This window comes from Dyella sp. S184, from assembly GCF_009766065.1.
Taxonomy (GTDB): Bacteria; Pseudomonadota; Gammaproteobacteria; order Xanthomonadales; family Rhodanobacteraceae; genus Rhodanobacter.
In genome coordinates, this window is sequence record NZ_LMUE01000009.1 from 404,754 (window position 1) to 422,902 (window position 18,149).

12 protein-coding genes and 2 tRNA genes are annotated in these 18,149 nt (G+C 58.6%); 6 read left to right on the forward strand and 8 right to left on the reverse strand.

Annotated elements, in window-relative coordinates; all coding sequences use genetic code 11:
* Positions 1-22 precede the first annotated feature (22 nt).
* Both GSQ75_RS14055 and GSQ75_RS14060 read left to right on the forward strand, forming a co-directional pair.
* Positions 23-604: a cysteine dioxygenase family protein gene (locus GSQ75_RS14055; protein ID WP_158755488.1), complete on the forward strand. Its 582-nt coding sequence runs from the start codon at positions 23-25 to the stop codon at positions 602-604.
* A gap of 25 nt (positions 605-629) precedes the next feature.
* Positions 630-715 (forward strand) — tRNA-Leu (locus tag GSQ75_RS14060).
* 44 nt (positions 716-759) lie between these two features.
* Here GSQ75_RS14060 and GSQ75_RS14065 read toward each other — a convergent pair.
* A complete protein-coding gene (locus GSQ75_RS14065) occupies positions 760-2,697 on the reverse strand; it encodes an SUMF1/EgtB/PvdO family nonheme iron enzyme (RefSeq protein ID WP_158755489.1) in 1,938 nt (645 codons plus the stop codon).
* Positions 2,698-2,799: 102 nt separating this feature from the next.
* On the opposite strand from GSQ75_RS14065, the gene rnd reads away from it, so the two are divergent.
* Both rnd and GSQ75_RS14075 read left to right on the forward strand, forming a co-directional pair.
* Entirely contained in the window at positions 2,800-3,915 is a 1,116-nt protein-coding gene (gene rnd / locus GSQ75_RS14070; RefSeq protein WP_158755490.1) for a ribonuclease D, read from the forward strand.
* A gap of 79 nt (positions 3,916-3,994) precedes the next feature.
* Positions 3,995-4,070, forward strand: a tRNA-Ala gene (locus GSQ75_RS14075).
* Positions 4,071-4,862: 792 nt separating this feature from the next.
* Here GSQ75_RS14075 and GSQ75_RS14080 read toward each other — a convergent pair.
* From GSQ75_RS14080 to GSQ75_RS14095, 4 genes are all read right to left on the reverse strand, one after another.
* Entirely contained in the window at positions 4,863-5,183 is a 321-nt protein-coding gene (locus tag GSQ75_RS14080) for an IS3 family transposase (protein ID WP_254058582.1), read from the reverse strand.
* 23 nt (positions 5,184-5,206) lie between these two features.
* A complete protein-coding gene (locus GSQ75_RS19300; RefSeq protein WP_256369805.1) occupies positions 5,207-5,683 on the reverse strand; it encodes an IS3 family transposase in 477 nt (158 codons plus the stop codon).
* Complete coding sequence (locus GSQ75_RS14090; protein WP_158755493.1) at positions 5,668-6,021, reverse strand: transposase; 354 nt, start codon at positions 6,019-6,021, stop codon at positions 5,668-5,670. Before GSQ75_RS14090 ends, GSQ75_RS19300 begins: the two co-directional genes overlap by 16 nt.
* A gap of 150 nt (positions 6,022-6,171) precedes the next feature.
* Entirely contained in the window at positions 6,172-6,945 is a 774-nt protein-coding gene (locus tag GSQ75_RS14095; protein ID WP_158755494.1) for an energy transducer TonB, read from the reverse strand.
* Between the two features lie 675 nt (positions 6,946-7,620).
* Here GSQ75_RS14095 and GSQ75_RS14100 point away from each other — a divergent pair.
* Positions 7,621-8,628 (forward strand): integron integrase, encoded by a 1,008-nt coding sequence (locus GSQ75_RS14100; protein WP_158755495.1) that lies wholly within the window; start codon positions 7,621-7,623, stop codon positions 8,626-8,628.
* 1,081 nt (positions 8,629-9,709) lie between these two features.
* Here the strand turns inward: GSQ75_RS14100 and dsr1 are convergent.
* Positions 9,710-13,528: an anti-phage defense-associated sirtuin Dsr1 gene (gene dsr1, locus GSQ75_RS14105; protein WP_158755496.1), complete on the reverse strand. Its 3,819-nt coding sequence runs from the start codon at positions 13,526-13,528 to the stop codon at positions 9,710-9,712.
* Between the two features lie 223 nt (positions 13,529-13,751).
* Positions 13,752-16,097, reverse strand: a complete 2,346-nt coding sequence (locus GSQ75_RS14110) for a hypothetical protein (protein WP_158755497.1) — start codon at positions 16,095-16,097, stop codon at positions 13,752-13,754.
* Positions 16,098-16,793: 696 nt separating this feature from the next.
* On the opposite strand from GSQ75_RS14110, the gene GSQ75_RS14115 reads away from it, so the two are divergent.
* Entirely contained in the window at positions 16,794-17,753 is a 960-nt protein-coding gene (locus GSQ75_RS14115) for a DUF932 domain-containing protein (protein ID WP_158755498.1), read from the forward strand.
* 84 nt (positions 17,754-17,837) lie between these two features.
* Here the strand turns inward: GSQ75_RS14115 and GSQ75_RS14120 are convergent, their stop codons facing one another.
* Entirely contained in the window at positions 17,838-18,131 is a 294-nt protein-coding gene (locus GSQ75_RS14120) for a helix-turn-helix transcriptional regulator (protein ID WP_158755499.1), read from the reverse strand.
* Positions 18,132-18,149: the final 18 nt, after the last annotated feature.

Sequence of the window (18,149 nt, forward strand, 5' to 3'; positions counted from 1 at the left end):
TCACGCACCACCCGAGAACATCATGCTCACCCTGGATTTCCCCGGCAGCCGCACCCTGATCGACGCGATCGACGCCGCCGTGGTCAAACCGACCACCTACGAACTCACCGACAGCCTGCGCAACAGCCTGTGCAAGCTGATCCGCGACAATGCCGTGAAGCTGCCCGACTGCGTGTTCGAGGCCTGCGCCGAGCACTACGCCCGCCGCGAGCTGTACCGCAGCGAGGAGCACGGCTACTGCGTGGTGGCGATGACCTGGGGTCCCGGCCAGGGCACGCCGATCCACGATCACGACGGCATGTGGTGCGTCGAGGGCGTGTGGAACGGCGCGCTGGAGATCGTGCAGTACGAGCTGCTGGAACACGACGCGCAACATTACCGTTTCCAGCCGGTGGGCTCGATCCAGGCCGGTGCCGGCTCGGCCGGCAGCCTGATCCCGCCACACGAGTACCACAGCATCCGCAACCCAAGCGACAACGCGGTCACGGTCAGCCTGCACATCTACTCCGGCCCGATGACCCAGTGCGCCGTATTCCAGCCACTGCCGGAGGATCGCTGGTACGAGCGCGATGTCCGCGTACTGGGACTCGACCGCGTGCACTGAAACCGGCATAATCAGCAGCTTCTGTGCCGGTGTGGCGGAATGGTAGACGCGGCGGACTCAAAATCCGCTGGCAGCGATGTCGTGTAGGTTCGAGTCCTATCACCGGTACCACGGAATCGAAAAGCCCCGCCTAGTGCGGGGTTTTTCTTGTCCGCTTACAGCTCGCGCACCACGCGGAAGCCAACCCGGCCACTACGCACATCGGCGTTGTTGCCTTGTCGATAGGCCGAGTTCACCTGCTCCGGTGAGCTGCCCCAGGAACCACCGCGCACGACGTGGGCGGTGCAGCCGGGGTTGAGCCACGCCGTGCCATCGGCTGGCGCGCGGATGTAGTTGTCATGCCAGCAGTCGCCACCCCACTCCGAAACATTGCCGTTGATGTCATACAGGCCGAACGGATTCGGGGCGAAACTCATCACTGGTGCCGGGCCCCAGTAACCATCGCGATAGCCGCGGAAGGAGTGGCTCCAGCGGCGACCGCTGTGCGAACGGTCGCCGGAGCCGGTGAGGTTTTCCACCAGATGCGTCGGTACGCCGTCGCCCCACCAATAGCGGGTGATGGTGCCGCCACGCAGGGCGTATTCGAACTCGGCCTCGCTGGGCAGGCGATAGACCTTGCCGGTACGCTGGCTCAGCCAGTCGGCGTAAGCCTTGGCATCATTCCACGAGACATTCACCACCGGCAGGTTGTCGGCGGCCTTGTGGCCGGCGTAATCGTCCTGCCAGGTTGCACTCGAATCGTCGCGCATCGCGCCGCTGCGCTCGTCGTAGACGCTGGCACCGCCCAGCTTCACCGAGTCGGGTACGTAGCCGCTGGCGCGCACGAATTCGCGGAACTGGCCCACGGTGATCGCGCTGCGCGCCATCGCAAAGCCCTTGTCGATGGTGACTGCATGCTGTGGCAGCTCGGCATCGGTGCGGTCATTGTCGCTGTCGGACGCGCCCATCTGGAAACTGCCGGTGGGGATCACCACCATCGCCGGCGTCTTGCCCGGCAGGTCGACGTAGCGATCGGTGAACACCTGGCCAGGCTTGTAGCTGGCGTACAGGCGCGCATTGGTCAGCTGCTCGTCGAAAGCCGTCAGCGCTGCCAGATCGGGATCGATCGCCCGCGCCTGCGCCGCCAGCTTGTTGGCCAGCGCGAGGTTGCCGGCATCCAGCGCCGAATGCGCCTGCGCCAGCACGCCGCTCGCGCGCTGTTCGCGCATGTCATCGACGCGCTTGCGCACGTCCTGCATCTGCTGCGAGCCAGGACGGATGGTCTGCGCATGCGCCAGTTCCATATCCGCGCCGGCGAAATCGTTCTGCGCCACTGCAGCCAGCGCGCGATCAAGTACTGCACGCTGCACCTGAAAGATGCCCTGCTCGGCTACTGCGTTCTGCGGATCGAGCTTCTGCACCTCGTGATACATGTCCAGCGCACTGCCGCCAACGGGCTGATCCACCTTGCCCTGCGCCAGCAAAGCGGCCGCCTTGGCCAGCATCGGTCGCACCTGGGCCAGGGTTTTCAGGCTCGCTTCCAGTTGTGTCACATCGTCCGCTGCATTCGGCAGGGTGCGTAGCGCATCAAGCATATCCCGCGCTGAATCGGCATCACCCACGACGATATCCTGATCGATCTCCGCCACCAGCCGAGCACGCACATCGAACAGGCCTTGCGCGGCGCGACGACTGTCGGGCTTTTCTTTCAGCGCCTGCGCAAACAACGCGGCGGCACTGTCCTTGTCACCTGCCAGTTGGCCTGCGTGCAGCGCCTTGGCTGCGCGCACCAGCAAGGCCTGCACCGCCGGAGTATCCGCGCTCAGCTGCTCGGGCAGGTTCGCGTTCTTGTGGCTGAGTGCAACGATCACCGCCGTCGGTGCCAGCGTCAACGGGGGCCCCGCATTGAGTTCGGCGATCGCCGGCACCTGCTCCGACTGCTCCTCACTGCCCGGCACCGAGGTTCCCATCGACATCGATCGACGCGGTGTCTCGGCCGGGTTGACGTGGAATACCCGTGGAAAGAAATGATAGGTCAGCGCACACCCCAGCACGATCACACCCAACGCGCCACCAAGGGTGCGCTGACGGTGAAGGGTTGCATTGCTCGGCATGGATGGGCGTCCTTGATGTGGCCTGTTATCGTGCGTTGCTCACCATAGGCACAAACTGCCGACAGGGCAAATGCACGCCCTGCGTCTTCAAAGGAATACCTAATGTCATTGCCCGAGACGGCCCCCGCCGACTGGATCGACAACCGCGACACGCTGCAGGCGTGGCTTGCCGCCGTGCCCGCGGACGCGGCGGTCGGCCTCGACACCGAGTTCATGCGCCGTAACACGTTCTACCCCCAACTGGCGCTGCTGCAGCTGGGCTGGAACGGCCGGCATGCGCTGATCGATCCGCTCGCGTTCGACATCGGCGATGCGCTGCAGCCGCTGCTCGGCACCGGCCCGGCCGTCACCGTGATGCACAGCGCCAGTGAAGATCTGGAAACCCTGGCACCACTGCTGCCCGACGGCCCGCACATCCTGTTCGATACCCAGATCGCCGCCGCCTTCGTCGGCATGGGCCTGGGCATCAGCTACCGCGCGCTGGTGGCCGAACTCTCCCGGGTGGAACTGGACAAGGGCGAGACCCGTTCCGATTGGCTGCAGCGTCCGCTTACAGCCTCGCAGTGCAGCTACGCCGCACTGGACGTGGTGTACCTGAAAACCATCCACGAACAACTGGTCGAACGCCTGCACCAGCGCGAACGCAGCGCCTGGCACGCGGAGGATTGCGAGCGCCTGAAACGCCGCGCCAGCCATCGCGACGGTGACCCGCAGCCGCAGCGCGCGATGCGCGGTGCCGCCGAATGGCCGGCCGCACGACAAGCCCTTCTGCGGCGCCTGCTGCTCTGGCGTGACCGCAGCGCACGCAGGCTCGATGTGCCGCGTCCCTGGCTGATCGACGACACCCTGGCACTGAACCTGGCGCAGCAACCACCTGCGACCCTCAGCGAGCTCGACCAGCGCAGCCGCGGCCAGCGTGCCCTGCGCTCGGCCCAGCGCAGCGAACTGTTCGCGCTGGTCACCGAAGCGGTCAGCGCCGACGAGGTCGCCGCGACCGCACGCATCCCTGCCCATCCACAGGGCGAGGCGAAAAAGGCGCTCGCTGAAATGAAGCAGGTGGTCGACAACCTCGCTGGCGAACTGGATTTGCCACCCGGCCTGCTATGCCCACGCAAGGCCTTAGAGGAATACGTGGTTACCGCCGAATGGCCCGATCTGCTCGATGGCTGGCGCCATGACGTACTGCACGACCACCTCGCCAGCCTGCTACCTGGCTGAACATGCCTCGGATCACGCCTACGGCATCAGGGACTCTTGGCGAAAACCGATATGCGCTGCTAATATCACCCGCTTCTGTGGGGCGGTAGCTCAGCTGGGAGAGCGCCACGTTCGCATCGTGGAGGTCGTGGGTTCGATCCCCATCCGCTCCACCACGGAATGCTTCGCCAGTGTCACGCAAGACCCCGGAAACCGCGCTACGGCGCGGTTTTTCTTTGGGTGACGTCCCGGCAGGCACCCCGGATTTCCCTTTTGATCCCCCCATTTTGGGAATAACGTTGGGAAGAACCGCCCTAGCCCGTGGAGTGTTCTTCCCATGCCGAAGCGTGCCGACCCGCTTACGCCGTCCGCCGTGACCAATGCCAAGCCGGCGGCGAAGCCGTACCGCATGCCCGACAGACAATACATGGCCGTGAACAGCACGATGTCAGCGGCTAGTGCAATCCAACTGTAGATGAGCAGTGTCTACATGAGCGCTAACGTTGGAATTAAGCGGCGGCGTAGCCGTCCGCCTTGAACGAGTAGTTAGGCACTTACTCGACGTTTAGTTGCTATTTTGGCTCGCCGATCTCGTAACCAACGCTTGCAATGGGAGTGCCATATCGAGCTGAGCACATGACATCGTAGTGTTTCGTGCCTACACGCCAACTACCGTAGAAACTCATCACACCCTCACCGAGCTTGCTTAGCATAGACGGCGTCCAGTCTGTGGGGATACCTCTCTTTGCTACAAAATAAGCCTGCGTCTTCTCTTTACACGCGCCTTCCAGGCCTGACTCTGTCCAGATGCGCTGCCTCGCCAGAAATATGAGCACAGCCGCAATTGATAACACGACAAGGATAGGAAAAATTGAACGCCTCATGGCGTAGTCCCCCGTGGTGCCTAACGCTTGAGTTAAGCGGCGGCGAAGCCGGAGAGTTCCTACGCAAAAGTGGACACCGGATGGTTAGCCGCATTGTGCCTCGAACTCGATGGGAGAACGATAGCCCAAAGCGGAGTGTAAGCGCGTGTTGTTGTAGAAATCGATGTAGCTGCGCACGGCGTTTCGTAATGAGCTTTCGGTGTCGAAACACTGGCGGTGATACATGTCCGATTTCATCGACTTGTTCCACGATTCCATGTGCGCGTTGTCGGTCATGCGATGCGGGCGGTTTACGCTCTGCACCAGTCCTGCGTTGGCCAACACACGTTTGAAGTCGCCAGCCAGAAATTCAATGCCGCGATCACTATGCAGCAGCGTGCCCGCTTGAGGTTTTCGCTGGCGCAACGCTGCTGCCAATGCGCGGCATGTCAGCTGGCTGTCCGGTCTGTGCCCAGCGACCATCCCAGCAACCGTCGTGAGTAGCGGTCCATGATCGTGGCGAGGTAGCGCCACGTCCCCGACACTTTCAGATAGGTCACATCGGTCACCCAGACCTGATCGGGCCGATCCACAGTCATCTCGTGAACCTGATTGTCGACGCTAGCGAAGAAGCGATCCACGCCCGGGCAACGTCGATACAGATCGGCAGAGCAGCCGCGGATACCGTGATTTCGCATCAAACGCTCCACCCGACGTCGCCCAACGGATTCGCCGTCGCGCTGAAGCCCGGCGTGGACACGTGGGCTGCCGTAAGTCTGTCGACCTTCGTCATGCACCTGGCGAATGCGCTCAAGTAAGCGCGCGTCTTCCTGTGAGCGCTCGCTCGCTGGTCGATCGCGCCACGCGTAGTACCCGCTTGCACTGACGCCGTAGAGCCAGCACAACCGGCTCACCGGGTGCTGCATTTGCTGACGGATGAAGGCGAAGATGTCGGCCTTGGACTGGAAGTGAACGCGATCGCTTTTTTTAAAAGGTCATGCTCGATCTTCAACTGCTCGTAGGCCTTCTTCACCCGGCGCAGCTCCTTGAGCTCCGCGGCCACTTCTTTATCGACGGCTACACTTTTTGTCACGATCAAACCCTCACGCGCCTGTTTGCGCCAACGAGACAGCATGAACGGATGGATGTAAAGCGACTCGGCGACGTCACCCACCGCCACGCCAGGTAGCTGGCTCAAACGGACAGCGGTTGCCTTGAAATTCTCGGTATAGCGGTAGGTGGTTCGGGGGCCTGGTTTTGGCATGGTGTGGACTCCTGAAGTGATAGTTCAGGGTGTCCACTAAAGCGTAGGAACTGTCCCGTCCGCTTGGACGAATTGTTAGGCATTGCCGCCAACATTATTGGAAGGCTTTGCCGGCGGATAGGATCTTCAACCTCCGAGTTCAAACGCAGTTCAAGGGGCTGTCGTGGGAGTTCGGACCGAAACAGGCCCAGCCATGGTCGATTGCATTCGGCGTTGGCATACCTTGACGTTGTCGCAAATCGCCGCAACGTTCGTTACTGGATGCTTCGCAGTGCCGGAAAATCTATAGCGGACCGCCATCGCTCGATCTGTGGAAATATCAGTGAAATACCAACGCTCGCGCATGACTCGCTTATCGTCATAGATCACATAGGTATGATGTTGTGGGCCAATACCCGTATATACAGGCTCATGTGCCATCGCGGCGACGCCAGCAACTGCCTCTCCGACCGTTTGATAGGGGATGGAGGTTTTGTCGACATGGAAGGTTGCCACTCTGTACTCCAATGGCCAGGGGTCAACTTCCTTGAAGCTATCGGTGTAATTAACCGGCACCCGCACATAGGCATCCACTGCGACCCCGTTTTTTATTTTCGGCCAAAAACGCCATTGCTTAGCCGCGTTAATGGAGGCCCAGTCCAGGTTTCGCCATCCGGAGCTGCTAACAACTTTAATATCGAGCGGTCTACCATCCTTGCCAACAAGTATTAGCAACAGCGTCGTACCTTCTGCGCCGTATACCGCCTCGAAACCTGGATAGACCGGTTGAGTCCGAATTTGGTAGGTGGGATCCCGATCGTGGGAGGACTGCGTTTGAATAATTGAAGGAGGCAGTACTGCGTTATGAGGAGGCACCTTTTCTGGTTCTACAGCACAACCAGCAAGAAGCACAACGCAAGCTATGGACGCGGATAGTCGATGCATACATCCCCTGTTCGTAAAGTGACACCACAGTTGCTACTCGACGAGTAAAGTGAAGTGCTCGTCGATGTCGATTGGATGGAACCAGGCTTTTACGAGGCCATCAATTTCCTTTTGTATCGTTGTTAGGGCCTTCGCAAACAGCGTGGATCTTACAATTTTGGAGTCGCCAAGGGTTGGTTGGGCCTAACGCTCAAGTTAACCGGCTGCGGATAGCGGCAATCGGTTGTCGCGAAATTCTATACCCGCAGTCCGGTTCAACGCGTAGTTCGGGAGCGAGAGTGGCGGGTAGCGATTCCTTTGTTTCAGGCACTCGGCTTCTGATAGCGGACCGCAGCGATGAGGTGGTGCGACTGAAAACAGCAAAGCGCCTGCGGCGCACGGATCAACACAGTTATCCGTGCGCCGCAGGCGCTTTGCTGAGTATTGCTGATCGCGATGCCTCGTCAATCCGGATGCTCCGCTTTCTTACGCAGGGGTCTTCCAATGAAACGAGTCCGCCGCTCTCGATGCCGAACGCTTCAGTAGTGCCTTGATTCCGCAATATGCACGGGATGTTCAGCTTCCCTCTGCACCCCTTTTCCGCCTTAATCTTACACGAGATCAAGACCTTATCTGATGTTCCCGGAGTCGGCATCGTCGATACGCTGCCACACAAACCTTTTTATCCGGGGCGCTATGTCTTATCCACCACAATCCGCGGGGATATCCGGACCCCTTCCGACTCCACCTGCTCCCCGCTTGTTCGACGAAGTTCGTCGACACATGCGGGTTAAACACTACAGCTTACGCACCGAGAAGATCTACATCGGCTGGATAAGGCGGTTCATCTTGGCCAACGCCAAGCGTCACCCGCGCGAGATGGGCGCGGCGGAGGTTGAGGCGTTCCCGTCACTCCTTGCCGTCCAGGAAAAAGTCGCGGCCAGCACCCAGAACCAGGCGCTGTCGGCCCTGCTGTTTCTGTATCGGGTGGTCCTTGGGATCCAGTTGCCATGGATGGAAGGTGTCGTGCGCGCCAAGCGGTCAAAGCACGTGCCGACCGTGCTATCGCAAGACGAGGCGCGATCTCTTCTGGCACACATGGAAGGCCGGCCACAGCTCTTGGCAAGCCTTCTCTATGGCACCGGCATGCGCCTGATGGAATGTCTGCGCCTGCGCGTCAAGGATGTGGATTTCGCGCGCAACGAGATCACGATCCGTGGTGGCAAAGGAGCCAAGGATCGCCACACCGTATTGCCCAAATCGTTGGTCGAGCCGTTGCAGCGTGAAGTCGAACGTGCGCGGATGTTGCATGCTGCTGATCTGGCTGCAGGGTTTGGCGCAGCGTCCCTGCCGTACGCACTGGCACGCAAGTATCCATCGGCAACGCGTGACTTCGGCTGGCAGTATGTTTTTCCGTCAGTTCAGCGCTCAATCGATCCCGACGATGGCATCGAGCGCCGCCATCACTTCAACGATGCCATCCTGGCGCGTGGACTAAAGGCTGCGCGTCTTCGTGCGGGCATCCTCAAGCCACTGAGCGCGCACACGTTGCGGCATTCGTTCGCAACCCACCTGCTCGAAATGGGCTATGACATCCGGACCGTCCAAGAGCTGCTCGGGCACAGGGATGTCGCCACGACCCAAATCTATACCCACGTCCTCAATCGCAGTGCCAGTGGGGTCCTGAGTCCATTGGATCGATGAATGGCTGGCGATGCCGCCCCCTCGGGCAGCGAACGCTACGCCCATGGCTCGCGTCGGCAGGTCCCGATAATTACCCGATAATTAGACGCCCCAAAGCAGACGTTTGCGACCGGCTCAAATGGGTCGTAAGCGGCCGGCGCAAGGCTACACCTCCCTGAGGTAAGACGAGCCCGGTGCAGTCCAATAGATGCCGGTAATCGGACCTGCCACCAAGGCGTCACTCCGCATCAATTTAAAGACGTCAGCCGGCGTGCACCCAGGGCCAGCGTCCAGGAACGGAACTCCTAAGCTTTGGAGCCATGTAAGCACTCTAGCGAGATCTGATCGATCGGCAACGGGCACCAACGCAACGTCCCCTACGAGCACTCCGGCTAGCGCCAATTCCTTGCGAAGCAAGGTGGATTCGCACTGAACCTGTACTTCATCGGATCGAATATCCATCACGTAGTCCATCGACTGATCCTAGATCACTAACGTCTGGTACGGGTCGATTCTGTTGAAAAACTCGCTTCGAAAATTTGAGCTCGTCTGCTGCGTGAAAAGTCGGCCGCGGCAATCTCTTTCTATTGGCCTGCGCGTGCAAATTTGTACAGAATCGAATTGTCACGGCCGTCGTGATCGAAAATTTGGACGTCCATTCGTTAAAACGGAGTTTTTCAACAGAATCGGTCGAAAGCTGACCTTAGCAGCCTGCCACAAGGTCGCTATGAACGAAATAACTCCCAAAGTCCCCAGCTGACCAGCAAGGCGAAGTACCCAAGGAGTTGCAAAATGCCGGCCCCAAATAGCTGCTCGCCAGTCATGCTGGAGACAGGGCTGAAGCGATCCGCAAAGAAGTTAGGAAAGATGAGTACGGCAGCTGCGAGGAGTGGCATGAGCAAAACGTACATGGCCCCGCGTCCCGATCGAGAGATTCTGGAAGCCTCCGCGACCGCAAGATTTGGTACCACCTGAGACAAGTGGCAAACCATCCATAGCCACGCCAGCACTACGGCACAACCGATTAGGCGATGAATCATAGGACCCCCTTCCGATAGCTACCAATGCAGTCTCTCAAAAAAATGTCTGCTACGGGTCGACCTCATCCGTTAGTTCTCAAAAAACGCCGTACATACTCCGCCAGTCGCTTATACGCTTTGTCGTCCGATAGGACGGCATCAGCATGCCGCACTGATTCCAAGCATTCCTCTAACTCGGTAGGAAGCCATTGATTGGTGCCGCTTATAAGTTTGTCCATAAACGTCAATGCCGCCTTTGGAAATTTCCCACACAGTCCCTGTTGCGACAGCCGAGTGACGACGTAATCCGGATGATCTAGCGCTATCAACCATACTCGTAGCATCTCCAACGCGCCCGGAAATTCGTCCCCGGCCTCGATGCAGAGAAGTGCGAGGCCTTGTGCAATCGATTGAGAGACGAGACTGAGCGACTTCGGCCAGATGCCATGCAGAAACGGCTGCACACGATTTTCCCAATACTCCTTACGTCGTTCGCCTCCACTACCAAGCACTCGAGCCAACGCGTCAGAGACATGACGCAGGCCACTCTCCGGTAAGGCGCGCACCGCTTGCTGAAGTTCACCGTTTGAAAAGACATCGGGTGACTCGATGGCGGCGAACGTCAGGAAATCCGCGTACTGACGACCGAAGCTATCGAGCTTTGCGTAGTGCTCCGCTGTCGCCAGTAACATATCCTTCATCGCAATCAGTAAAGGCGGGTACAAGCGCGGCGACATCAGGAAACCCTGCCATGCGAGACGCGCCTCCAACTCCGATACACGCCAATCGAACAAGGGAAGCACATGCGTGAAGGTCCACTGGCTGTCGACGCGATACAGTGAAATAGCGTGAGCCGCCAAGAGCACACGTGCGCTGCAATATTTGGGAACCGTTCGGTCGCAAAGCTCGGTAAAGATAGGCTCAAGGTCGCTGTGGAGGCCTTGGCCATCTTGCAATCCTTGTCTGTACCACCAACGCAAGAGCGCCTCCACCGCATTACCGATCGGATGGCTAATCGCACGCTCGACGGAATCTGGCGGCGGTTGTTCCTCCACGTCGTCAAGAGCAAAAATGCGCCGCGCAAGACGGAAAAGTTGAGCACGTTGATCCGTCACGATGTTCGCCGCCGCGCGCATCCACCAGCCGATCTCATTGGCTCTCGACGCGATAAGCTCATCAGGTGCAATGACGACTGCCTTCACCATATGACGCCACGACGGCTTTAGCAGCCTGTCTTCTGACCACGCTTGGAGCGCATCCCGCCACCGAACAGAGGGCCATTCATTTTCACCCGCTAGTGCAAGGAGCGCCGTTGCCGTCGCGGGGAAGTCGTCGCCGCACCGCTCGCGCCAATCGTCCGGCTCCCAAAAGTCCGTAGCGGGATGCTGCTTTAGCCATACAACAAGATTCCGCCGTTTTCGCGGCAATGTCGCCTGATTCCGCTGTAGTGGCGTGGCCCTCCAGGGCGAGGCATCGCCCTGCTCCTCCACAGCGAGCTGCCAATCGGGATTGTGTTCCGATAGCGTGGCAAGTGCTGCTGCGGCCGCGCCGCCGAGGACTGTCCCGGACTGCTGCACTTTGGCAAGCCGCAACCAGATGTTGGCATTGAAGGCAGCGTTCCGTGGCGCCGGGTCTGCATCCGTAGGGAGCGGCGGCATGGGTGGACCATGAACAATGGCCTCCTCCAATCTTTCCAACTGTGCTGCGTTCAGACGTGGCGCGATAGCTACGAGTAATAGCAACATCTCCGGGCGCCCTTCTCTTGCCCACAGCCAATGCGCATCTTCGGCTAACAACCAGGACAGGCTCACCTCCGGTTCGATGGCACTGCCGTTTGCCGCGGCATAGAAAGCCATTCGCTTCAACAACGGGTACGGTGCCTGCCACCACATGTTCACCAGCGCGCCGGCCTGAGGCGGCGATTTTTCGGCCGATAAGAGCCACGCGTCGCGAACAAGCGCGACCAGCACCATCCAATCGTGGAGCTCACTTGCCTGATCCAACTCGGCAATCGATGGCAGATAAACGGCGGTTAGATCGACTAACTCATCCCGGCCATCCAACGTGTACATCAGGTCAAGCGCTTCACGCAGAAGTGCATTGAAATCGAAGAGCATCGCTTCCAACACCACCTGCCAGGCGGCGTCACCCTCAGCACTTTTGCGAAAGTCTCGTAGCGCAAAATGCACGTGATCGGCCGACAACGCCACTTCCCAGTCCACCAGGTCCCTGATGCGTGTCGGGTCATCGACACGCTCAGCCAACCCTTCCAATCGAAAGCGCTCACGAAGAACAATGCGGGGAGTAAGAATGTCGCGCAGCTCCAACCGCAATGCCAGCGTTAGGCCATCGTCGCGAAGTCGGCGTAGCCAGCCGTACAAACTGCCTCTCGCGCTTAGTGCGTTCGACTTGAGCCTTCCGCAACGCACCAGATCCCATAACGTGCGCATCAACGGTCCCGGCACCGCATCGGGGGCGGCGGTACGTATACGGGCAAGCTCTTCGACCCGTCCACCTCGCTGCAGCTTGTCGAGCGTTTCAATACGATACCAAATGATCAACGCGAATCGCTCATTGAGCTGTCCGCCGCGCTTGGCGATCCATAAGAGCAAATCCGGATTATTCAAGTGCCGCGTGAGCCACACTGCCAAATAAGGCATGACATCGTCCCACTCCTGACCCGCTTGGTCGGCTTCGACGAGCCCCATTTTGCGGGCACGTTGATAAGGCGCGGGCCGCAGCAATAAGCTAAACGCCAGTTTGTCATCGCGTCGCGCTTTGGCAGGAACGCCGAAGCGCGCAAGGTCATCATGATTGAACCGATCTTGGGACAGCGGTTCAAGCCAGCTGAGTGGTGGCACCGGATCCAATTCCGCGAACCGTTTGGCCGGTAGTCCCGTTTCGTGACTAATTGCCCAGAGCACACGACCGACGTAATCGTCATCCACCGTGCTTGAAATGGGCGGGTTAACCGCATATTGCGCAACGATTCGCTCTTTACCAAGCACACCGTCACGGTAGATATCCGCCCAGACATCGATGGTTTGATGAAGCGCGACGTGGTCGCGTTCATTCGTAGGCATCCCATACAGCATGGGCGTCACCCCCTTTGCCTCCCAAGCGATACGCGATTGCTCCATGCCCACGTTGCCGCAATGGGCAAATGCATAGGCCTCAGGTGAAGCTTCGCCGAGCGTTCGATCTGCCGCAAACGCATCCATCATGTACCGCAATACAGGATCGTTGATCGTGTACCCCACAAAGCAGACGGTGAAGTTACGAAACAGCTCACTGACAAAACGGGCTGCCCAGCGCTCCGTCAGATAAGCAAGGCCGAAGTCACCGCTTGAGAGAATGAGTCGGTTGAGCGCAACCTCGTCTTGACCTTTAGGCAGAACGCCATGCAGGTAAACCAATCCATTCCATCGGCTGATCTTCGGGATGGGTAATGAGGGAGCGGCATATGTCGGTATCGATAGGCGATCACAACGTATCACGTACTCGAAGATACGATCAAAGTTTGTCGTGATAAGCCGCACGTTGCTATCGCGATCAGTGGCCAGTTGCAGCAGGGCGCGGTGCGTCGCCGTGGCCCCTTTACGGCGCAGCTTCGGTCTCCCCAATATCTTCGCAAGTGCTGCCCTCACCACGGCGCGTCGACCGGTGATATATCGTTCCAGGTGATCGATGGTCGCGTCGTATTGGCCCCTATCGAACGCCTCCTTTTCGATCGGATCGCGGGTGGCGCCAAGATGCGTGTAGATGTCATCAACCAGCTCTTTGAAACCAGGCAGTCCCGCGGGGTAGGAGATACCCGCGCCACAAAAGAAAACAACCCGACCGTCCTCATGGGCCTGCAATAGGCGTTCAGGAATGTCCGGACCGTTTTTGATGAATTGCATGGTTGGATTCGCTCCACTGCCGTTTATATAGGTCGTTCACAGATGCGTTGGACATCGCCACGGGACACCTTGTCCATGTGAGCCATTAGGTCGCAGGACAAGGCTACGCGAACAATCCGACAACACCGGATCGCGTAGTTGGGATTACCGCCATGCGTGTCCAAACCGGCATTTCGGGGGAGAAGAGCAGGCGGCGACGACGCATTTAAGGACTTTGGTATTGCTATGGTGCAGCACCTGGCTGATCTTCGTTGACTGGAGGGTCTGTGAAGTAAAGCTGAGCCGTCACATTCGCAAGGTCCTGAGGGGACGAGCAATAGACCTCCCTGCCCTGCTCTACTTTGAGCCACTCAAATAAACGGTGAGTTTCAAGTTCACGTGCAGTCAGCAGAATTACGCGCCGGTGAAAGGGTCCATTTAATGCACGTGCCATCGCAATTTCGCCAGTCGTAAACGGCGCAAGCTTTACAAACAGCAGAAAGACCTCGAATCGATCCTTGGGAAAGGCGCCGGCGACACGACGTAAGTTTTCCACATCACGCTGAAACTCGTCGGGCTTGATCGGGCCCTGGTCCTTGCACTCTGCGAAAATTACCGCCGTTCGTTCCGCTTCCGCACGATGCCCTTTCTCTAGCCAAACGAAATCGACCTCGCAACACAGTGGTTCAGCACCTGCATTTGACTTCACGTCCAGCGACGGTGAATACATACCGCGATTCAGCAAATGATCAAGGTTTGCGGCCAGTTGCTGCAGAGTTAAGGCCACAGGCACCGCTCCCTGAGCGTTGCGTTCGGCGCCGAGCACGCCTGACCGGCGAAAGTGCCAGCCGTTGCTGCCAAGAAGTTGGTGCGTCGCGTCGTATTCGTTGCCACAAAGTTCGCACGCTATTTCTTGCTTGAGCATATCGAGCGAAATCCAGCTCGACATGCCGCACTTCGGGCAGTCCAGATCCATACCGATACGGAATAACCCTTTGCCAACCATGAAATCGAATGCGCCATACGGCGTCAGCTTGCTGTGCAGTGGACGTGGGCCAAGAAAGAGATCCGCATGCGGTGAAAACGTGCCGTTCGGCTGTTCCGGTGTCTTATCGATGATGAGGTCGCGTGCGGTGTTGCGGGAAAACGTGTCACGTAACCTGAACTTTTTTAGCAACTGCCTGACGCCTGGAATCTTGAAAACGCGCGCACCCTGGAGGCCATCCAATTGAGTCAAGAGCTGACGCACGATGCGTCCACTATTACTCAACTTGCTCTCCAATCCTGCCATCAAAAAGATACGCTTCAGCAAGTCGGCAACCGGCATCGCCGTAAGAAAGGAATCGTTATCAGAAGCACCAATGACTAGGCCGACCCTTTCCGGTTCAATGCGAAACTTGTCGTATTCGAAATGCATGGTACGCGCGTAAAACTCGTTGAGCTCTGGCACGTACGGCACATCGAACGTATTCTGCTCGTCGCCGTAAAGACCTCCAATAAACGAAATCGACGCAACCAAGTGCTGCTGGCGATAGTACGGATCACCATCAAATGGCTTATCGGCGAGCGCAAAGTTCACGAGAGGAACACCATTGGAATCACCCATGACTCCCAATGTCGACACCTGTCCGAAATACATCATCGGCGCCCGAACCGCCCCTCCACTCCAGAAATGATCTTGAATCTGGCAATGCATCAACTGCATATCGGCAAACGGTGTTCCTGCGGTGTCAATCTGCTGTCTTGACCAGAGGCCCAAATGGCGATTCGATTCGTGCCGGTGCTCTACCATGCCGCGCATCGCCTGTTCCAAAGGAGGAATCACATCGGCATAGCGGTGCTGTTGTGCACGATCGATAAACCATAGAGGAATGTCGCATGCGCGAATATTCCAATAGGCCACAAGATCATCGGGTTCGTTAGCGTCGCCGATAAAGAAACCAGGCGCGTCCCAACCAGGTCGGACGGTATGATGCCGGTCGATGCCAAATCGCCCAAGGCTCGCCAAGGTTGGATGTTCCATAACGTCCATGGGGAGACTGGTTTGCGGTGTCAAGGCGACCGTTATGGGTTCGGCCACCCTCGAAACCATGGCGGCATAGTCCACCCCCACTTCTTCGGCACTTGGATAGCCTCCAAACTGCATCAGAAACACGTCCGCAAGTGGCTCGCCTGCCTCCCATTCGTACGAGCGAAGCCCTTCGTCTTTGAAGAACTTCCATTCCGGTTTCATGTGCCAATGCGATAGCGCATTGGCAATATCAAGGACCCACGAGAAATTCTTCCACTGTGCTTGTTTGACGAAGATCGAGTCGCTATGAAACGGCGAGATGAGATGGGAAAACTTCGCGCAGAAGTCCTTGACCTCCTGGCTGCTGCCAAGTGGCCAGATCAAATCCAACCGGAATAGCTCGACTACCTGACTGGCCTCCTCGACGTGATCCACCACGAGGATGGGATTGAACCGGCCGCCCCATAGCGCATGCGAATACCTCACGGCCTGTCGAATAGCTCCCATATCCCCTTGCCGCACTGCCCACCCAATCCGTAAAGGTCGGTAGCAGACATCGACGCGCAACGTGTTAGCCATCGCATCCCTTTATCAATGTGCTACCGACCACGCTCATGTGCGCTGCCGTAGGTTGTCCAAATACATACCGGTGGTCGCCATTGTCTTCCATCCGACAGCCTAATGGCGACGGACACCACCTAGGGTGCCTTTGAAGGTCAGTGCGGGTGCCGGTGGCGAATGTACAGCGTGCCGGTTTGAGCTGATCACCTATGCCTGTTGATGCTGGCACCTGAGTTGGTTCTGGACAGGGAGCGGATTACGGTGGTGGCTGAACAGCTTTCCGGTAAGGTCTGAACAACGTGCTGGTGCAGGTCACCTGCTGCTATTGGCCTACTTAGGCCATCCCGAAAGGTCCGCTATGGGTCGACTTCTGCCGGTCGCAACATGCTGGGCCACCTCCCGCAGCGCTCACGGTCGTGCGTGTTCTTGATGGCCAACTGTAGGTCACTATTTCATATGGGTCGGCAATCTGAGCAACGCCTGCGCGTGGCCTAAGTGTCGAGACGGTGGATCTGTCTGCTCTTCACGGGGCTGTGGAAGACGTTGTCTGCATCCCACGAATTGCGCGCTTGACGTTGCGGACTTCGCACCAAGCAGGCTCCTGAGCTGACCGAGACATCGAGTCAGATCACCTCTCTCTTTTCCTTCCATCACGCATAGAGCCCGGTTTCGGCCGGGCTCTATGCGTTCATCTGTCCAAAAAGGAGTTTTGTCATGCATCTCGTACAAACCATGGCCTACGTCAACGAAGTTCCCTGGCACGGCTTGGGTCAACAGCTGGCCCGCGATCAGCCGCTCGAAGTCTGGGCCGAGCAGGCCGGCATGAACTGGCGTATTGAGGCGGCGGACGTGCGTTTCGCCGCATGCGATGCCGGTACCATTCGCACATTCCCTGAGCAAAAGGTCTTGTACCGCTCTGACACCATGGCCCCGCTGGCAATCGTGTCCAAACGCTACCAGGTAGTGCAGCCGGCCGAGATTTTGGAGTTCTATCGCGACCTCACAGACATCGGTGGCTTCGAACTGGAGACCGCTGGCGTCCTGAAGGAGGGCCGAAAGTTCTGGGCGCTCGCCCGTACCGGCCAGACCGTGTCGCTCAAGGGCCGCGACCAGGTCAACGGCTATCTGTTGCTAGCCACGGCCTGCGACGGCACCTTGGCAACAACAGCGCAATTCACTTCAGTTCGGGTGGTGTGCAACAACACTCTGGCCATCGCCCTGGCAAACGGCGCAGGCGCCGTGAAGGTGCCACACCGCAGTCAGTTCGACGCCCAGGCGGTCAAGCGCCAGCTCGGCATTGCCATTGCGTCGTGGGACGACTTCATCACTCAGATGAAGGCGCTCTCGGAGTGCAGAGTCAATGCGAAGACCACGGAGGCCTTCCTGCAGCGCGTGCTGACCTACCCGGCAGCGATCGTCGCAGAGCGCGGCGCCACCGTCGTCAATGATCGTGCGGTCAAGTCGGTGCGGGAGCTCTTCGCAGGGCGTGGGAAGGGTTCGGACCTCGCCTCGGCGACTGGTACGGCCTGGGGCTTAGTGAACAGCGTGACGGAGTTCGTTGATCACCATCGCCGCGCTCGCAGCGATGATCATCGCCTCGACGCGGCCTGGTTCGGCCAAGGCGCGGCGCTAAAGCAAAAGGCGTGGGATGAAGCGTTGAAACTGCTCGCTTGAGAGGAAGTGGGTGACCTGCCTGACGCTCGGGCGCATATCTGTGCGAGGCACCCAAACATTGGTCAGCCCATGGTTCGCGCCAGCTCAGGACTTGCTCGCCTTGTGGCGTCCGCGTTTGGAGGGTTTCTCAAGCTTTTTCAAGCGCACGTCTAGCTCGGCTGAAAACGTGGGAAACGGCAAGTCGTAGGCGTCGCAAAGATCGAGTATTTGCAGCAAGTCCAGGCCACGCTTGCCCTTCTCAACATCGGATACGTAGGTCTGGGGTCTTCCGATGGCTTCAGCCACCTCCGCTTGAGTGAGGTGGCGAAGCACCCTCAGCTCGCGCAGGTATTCGACCAGCACTGCGTGGCGCTCACTGTAGAGAGATGTTCGCTTCATGACCGGACCTGGATGGGA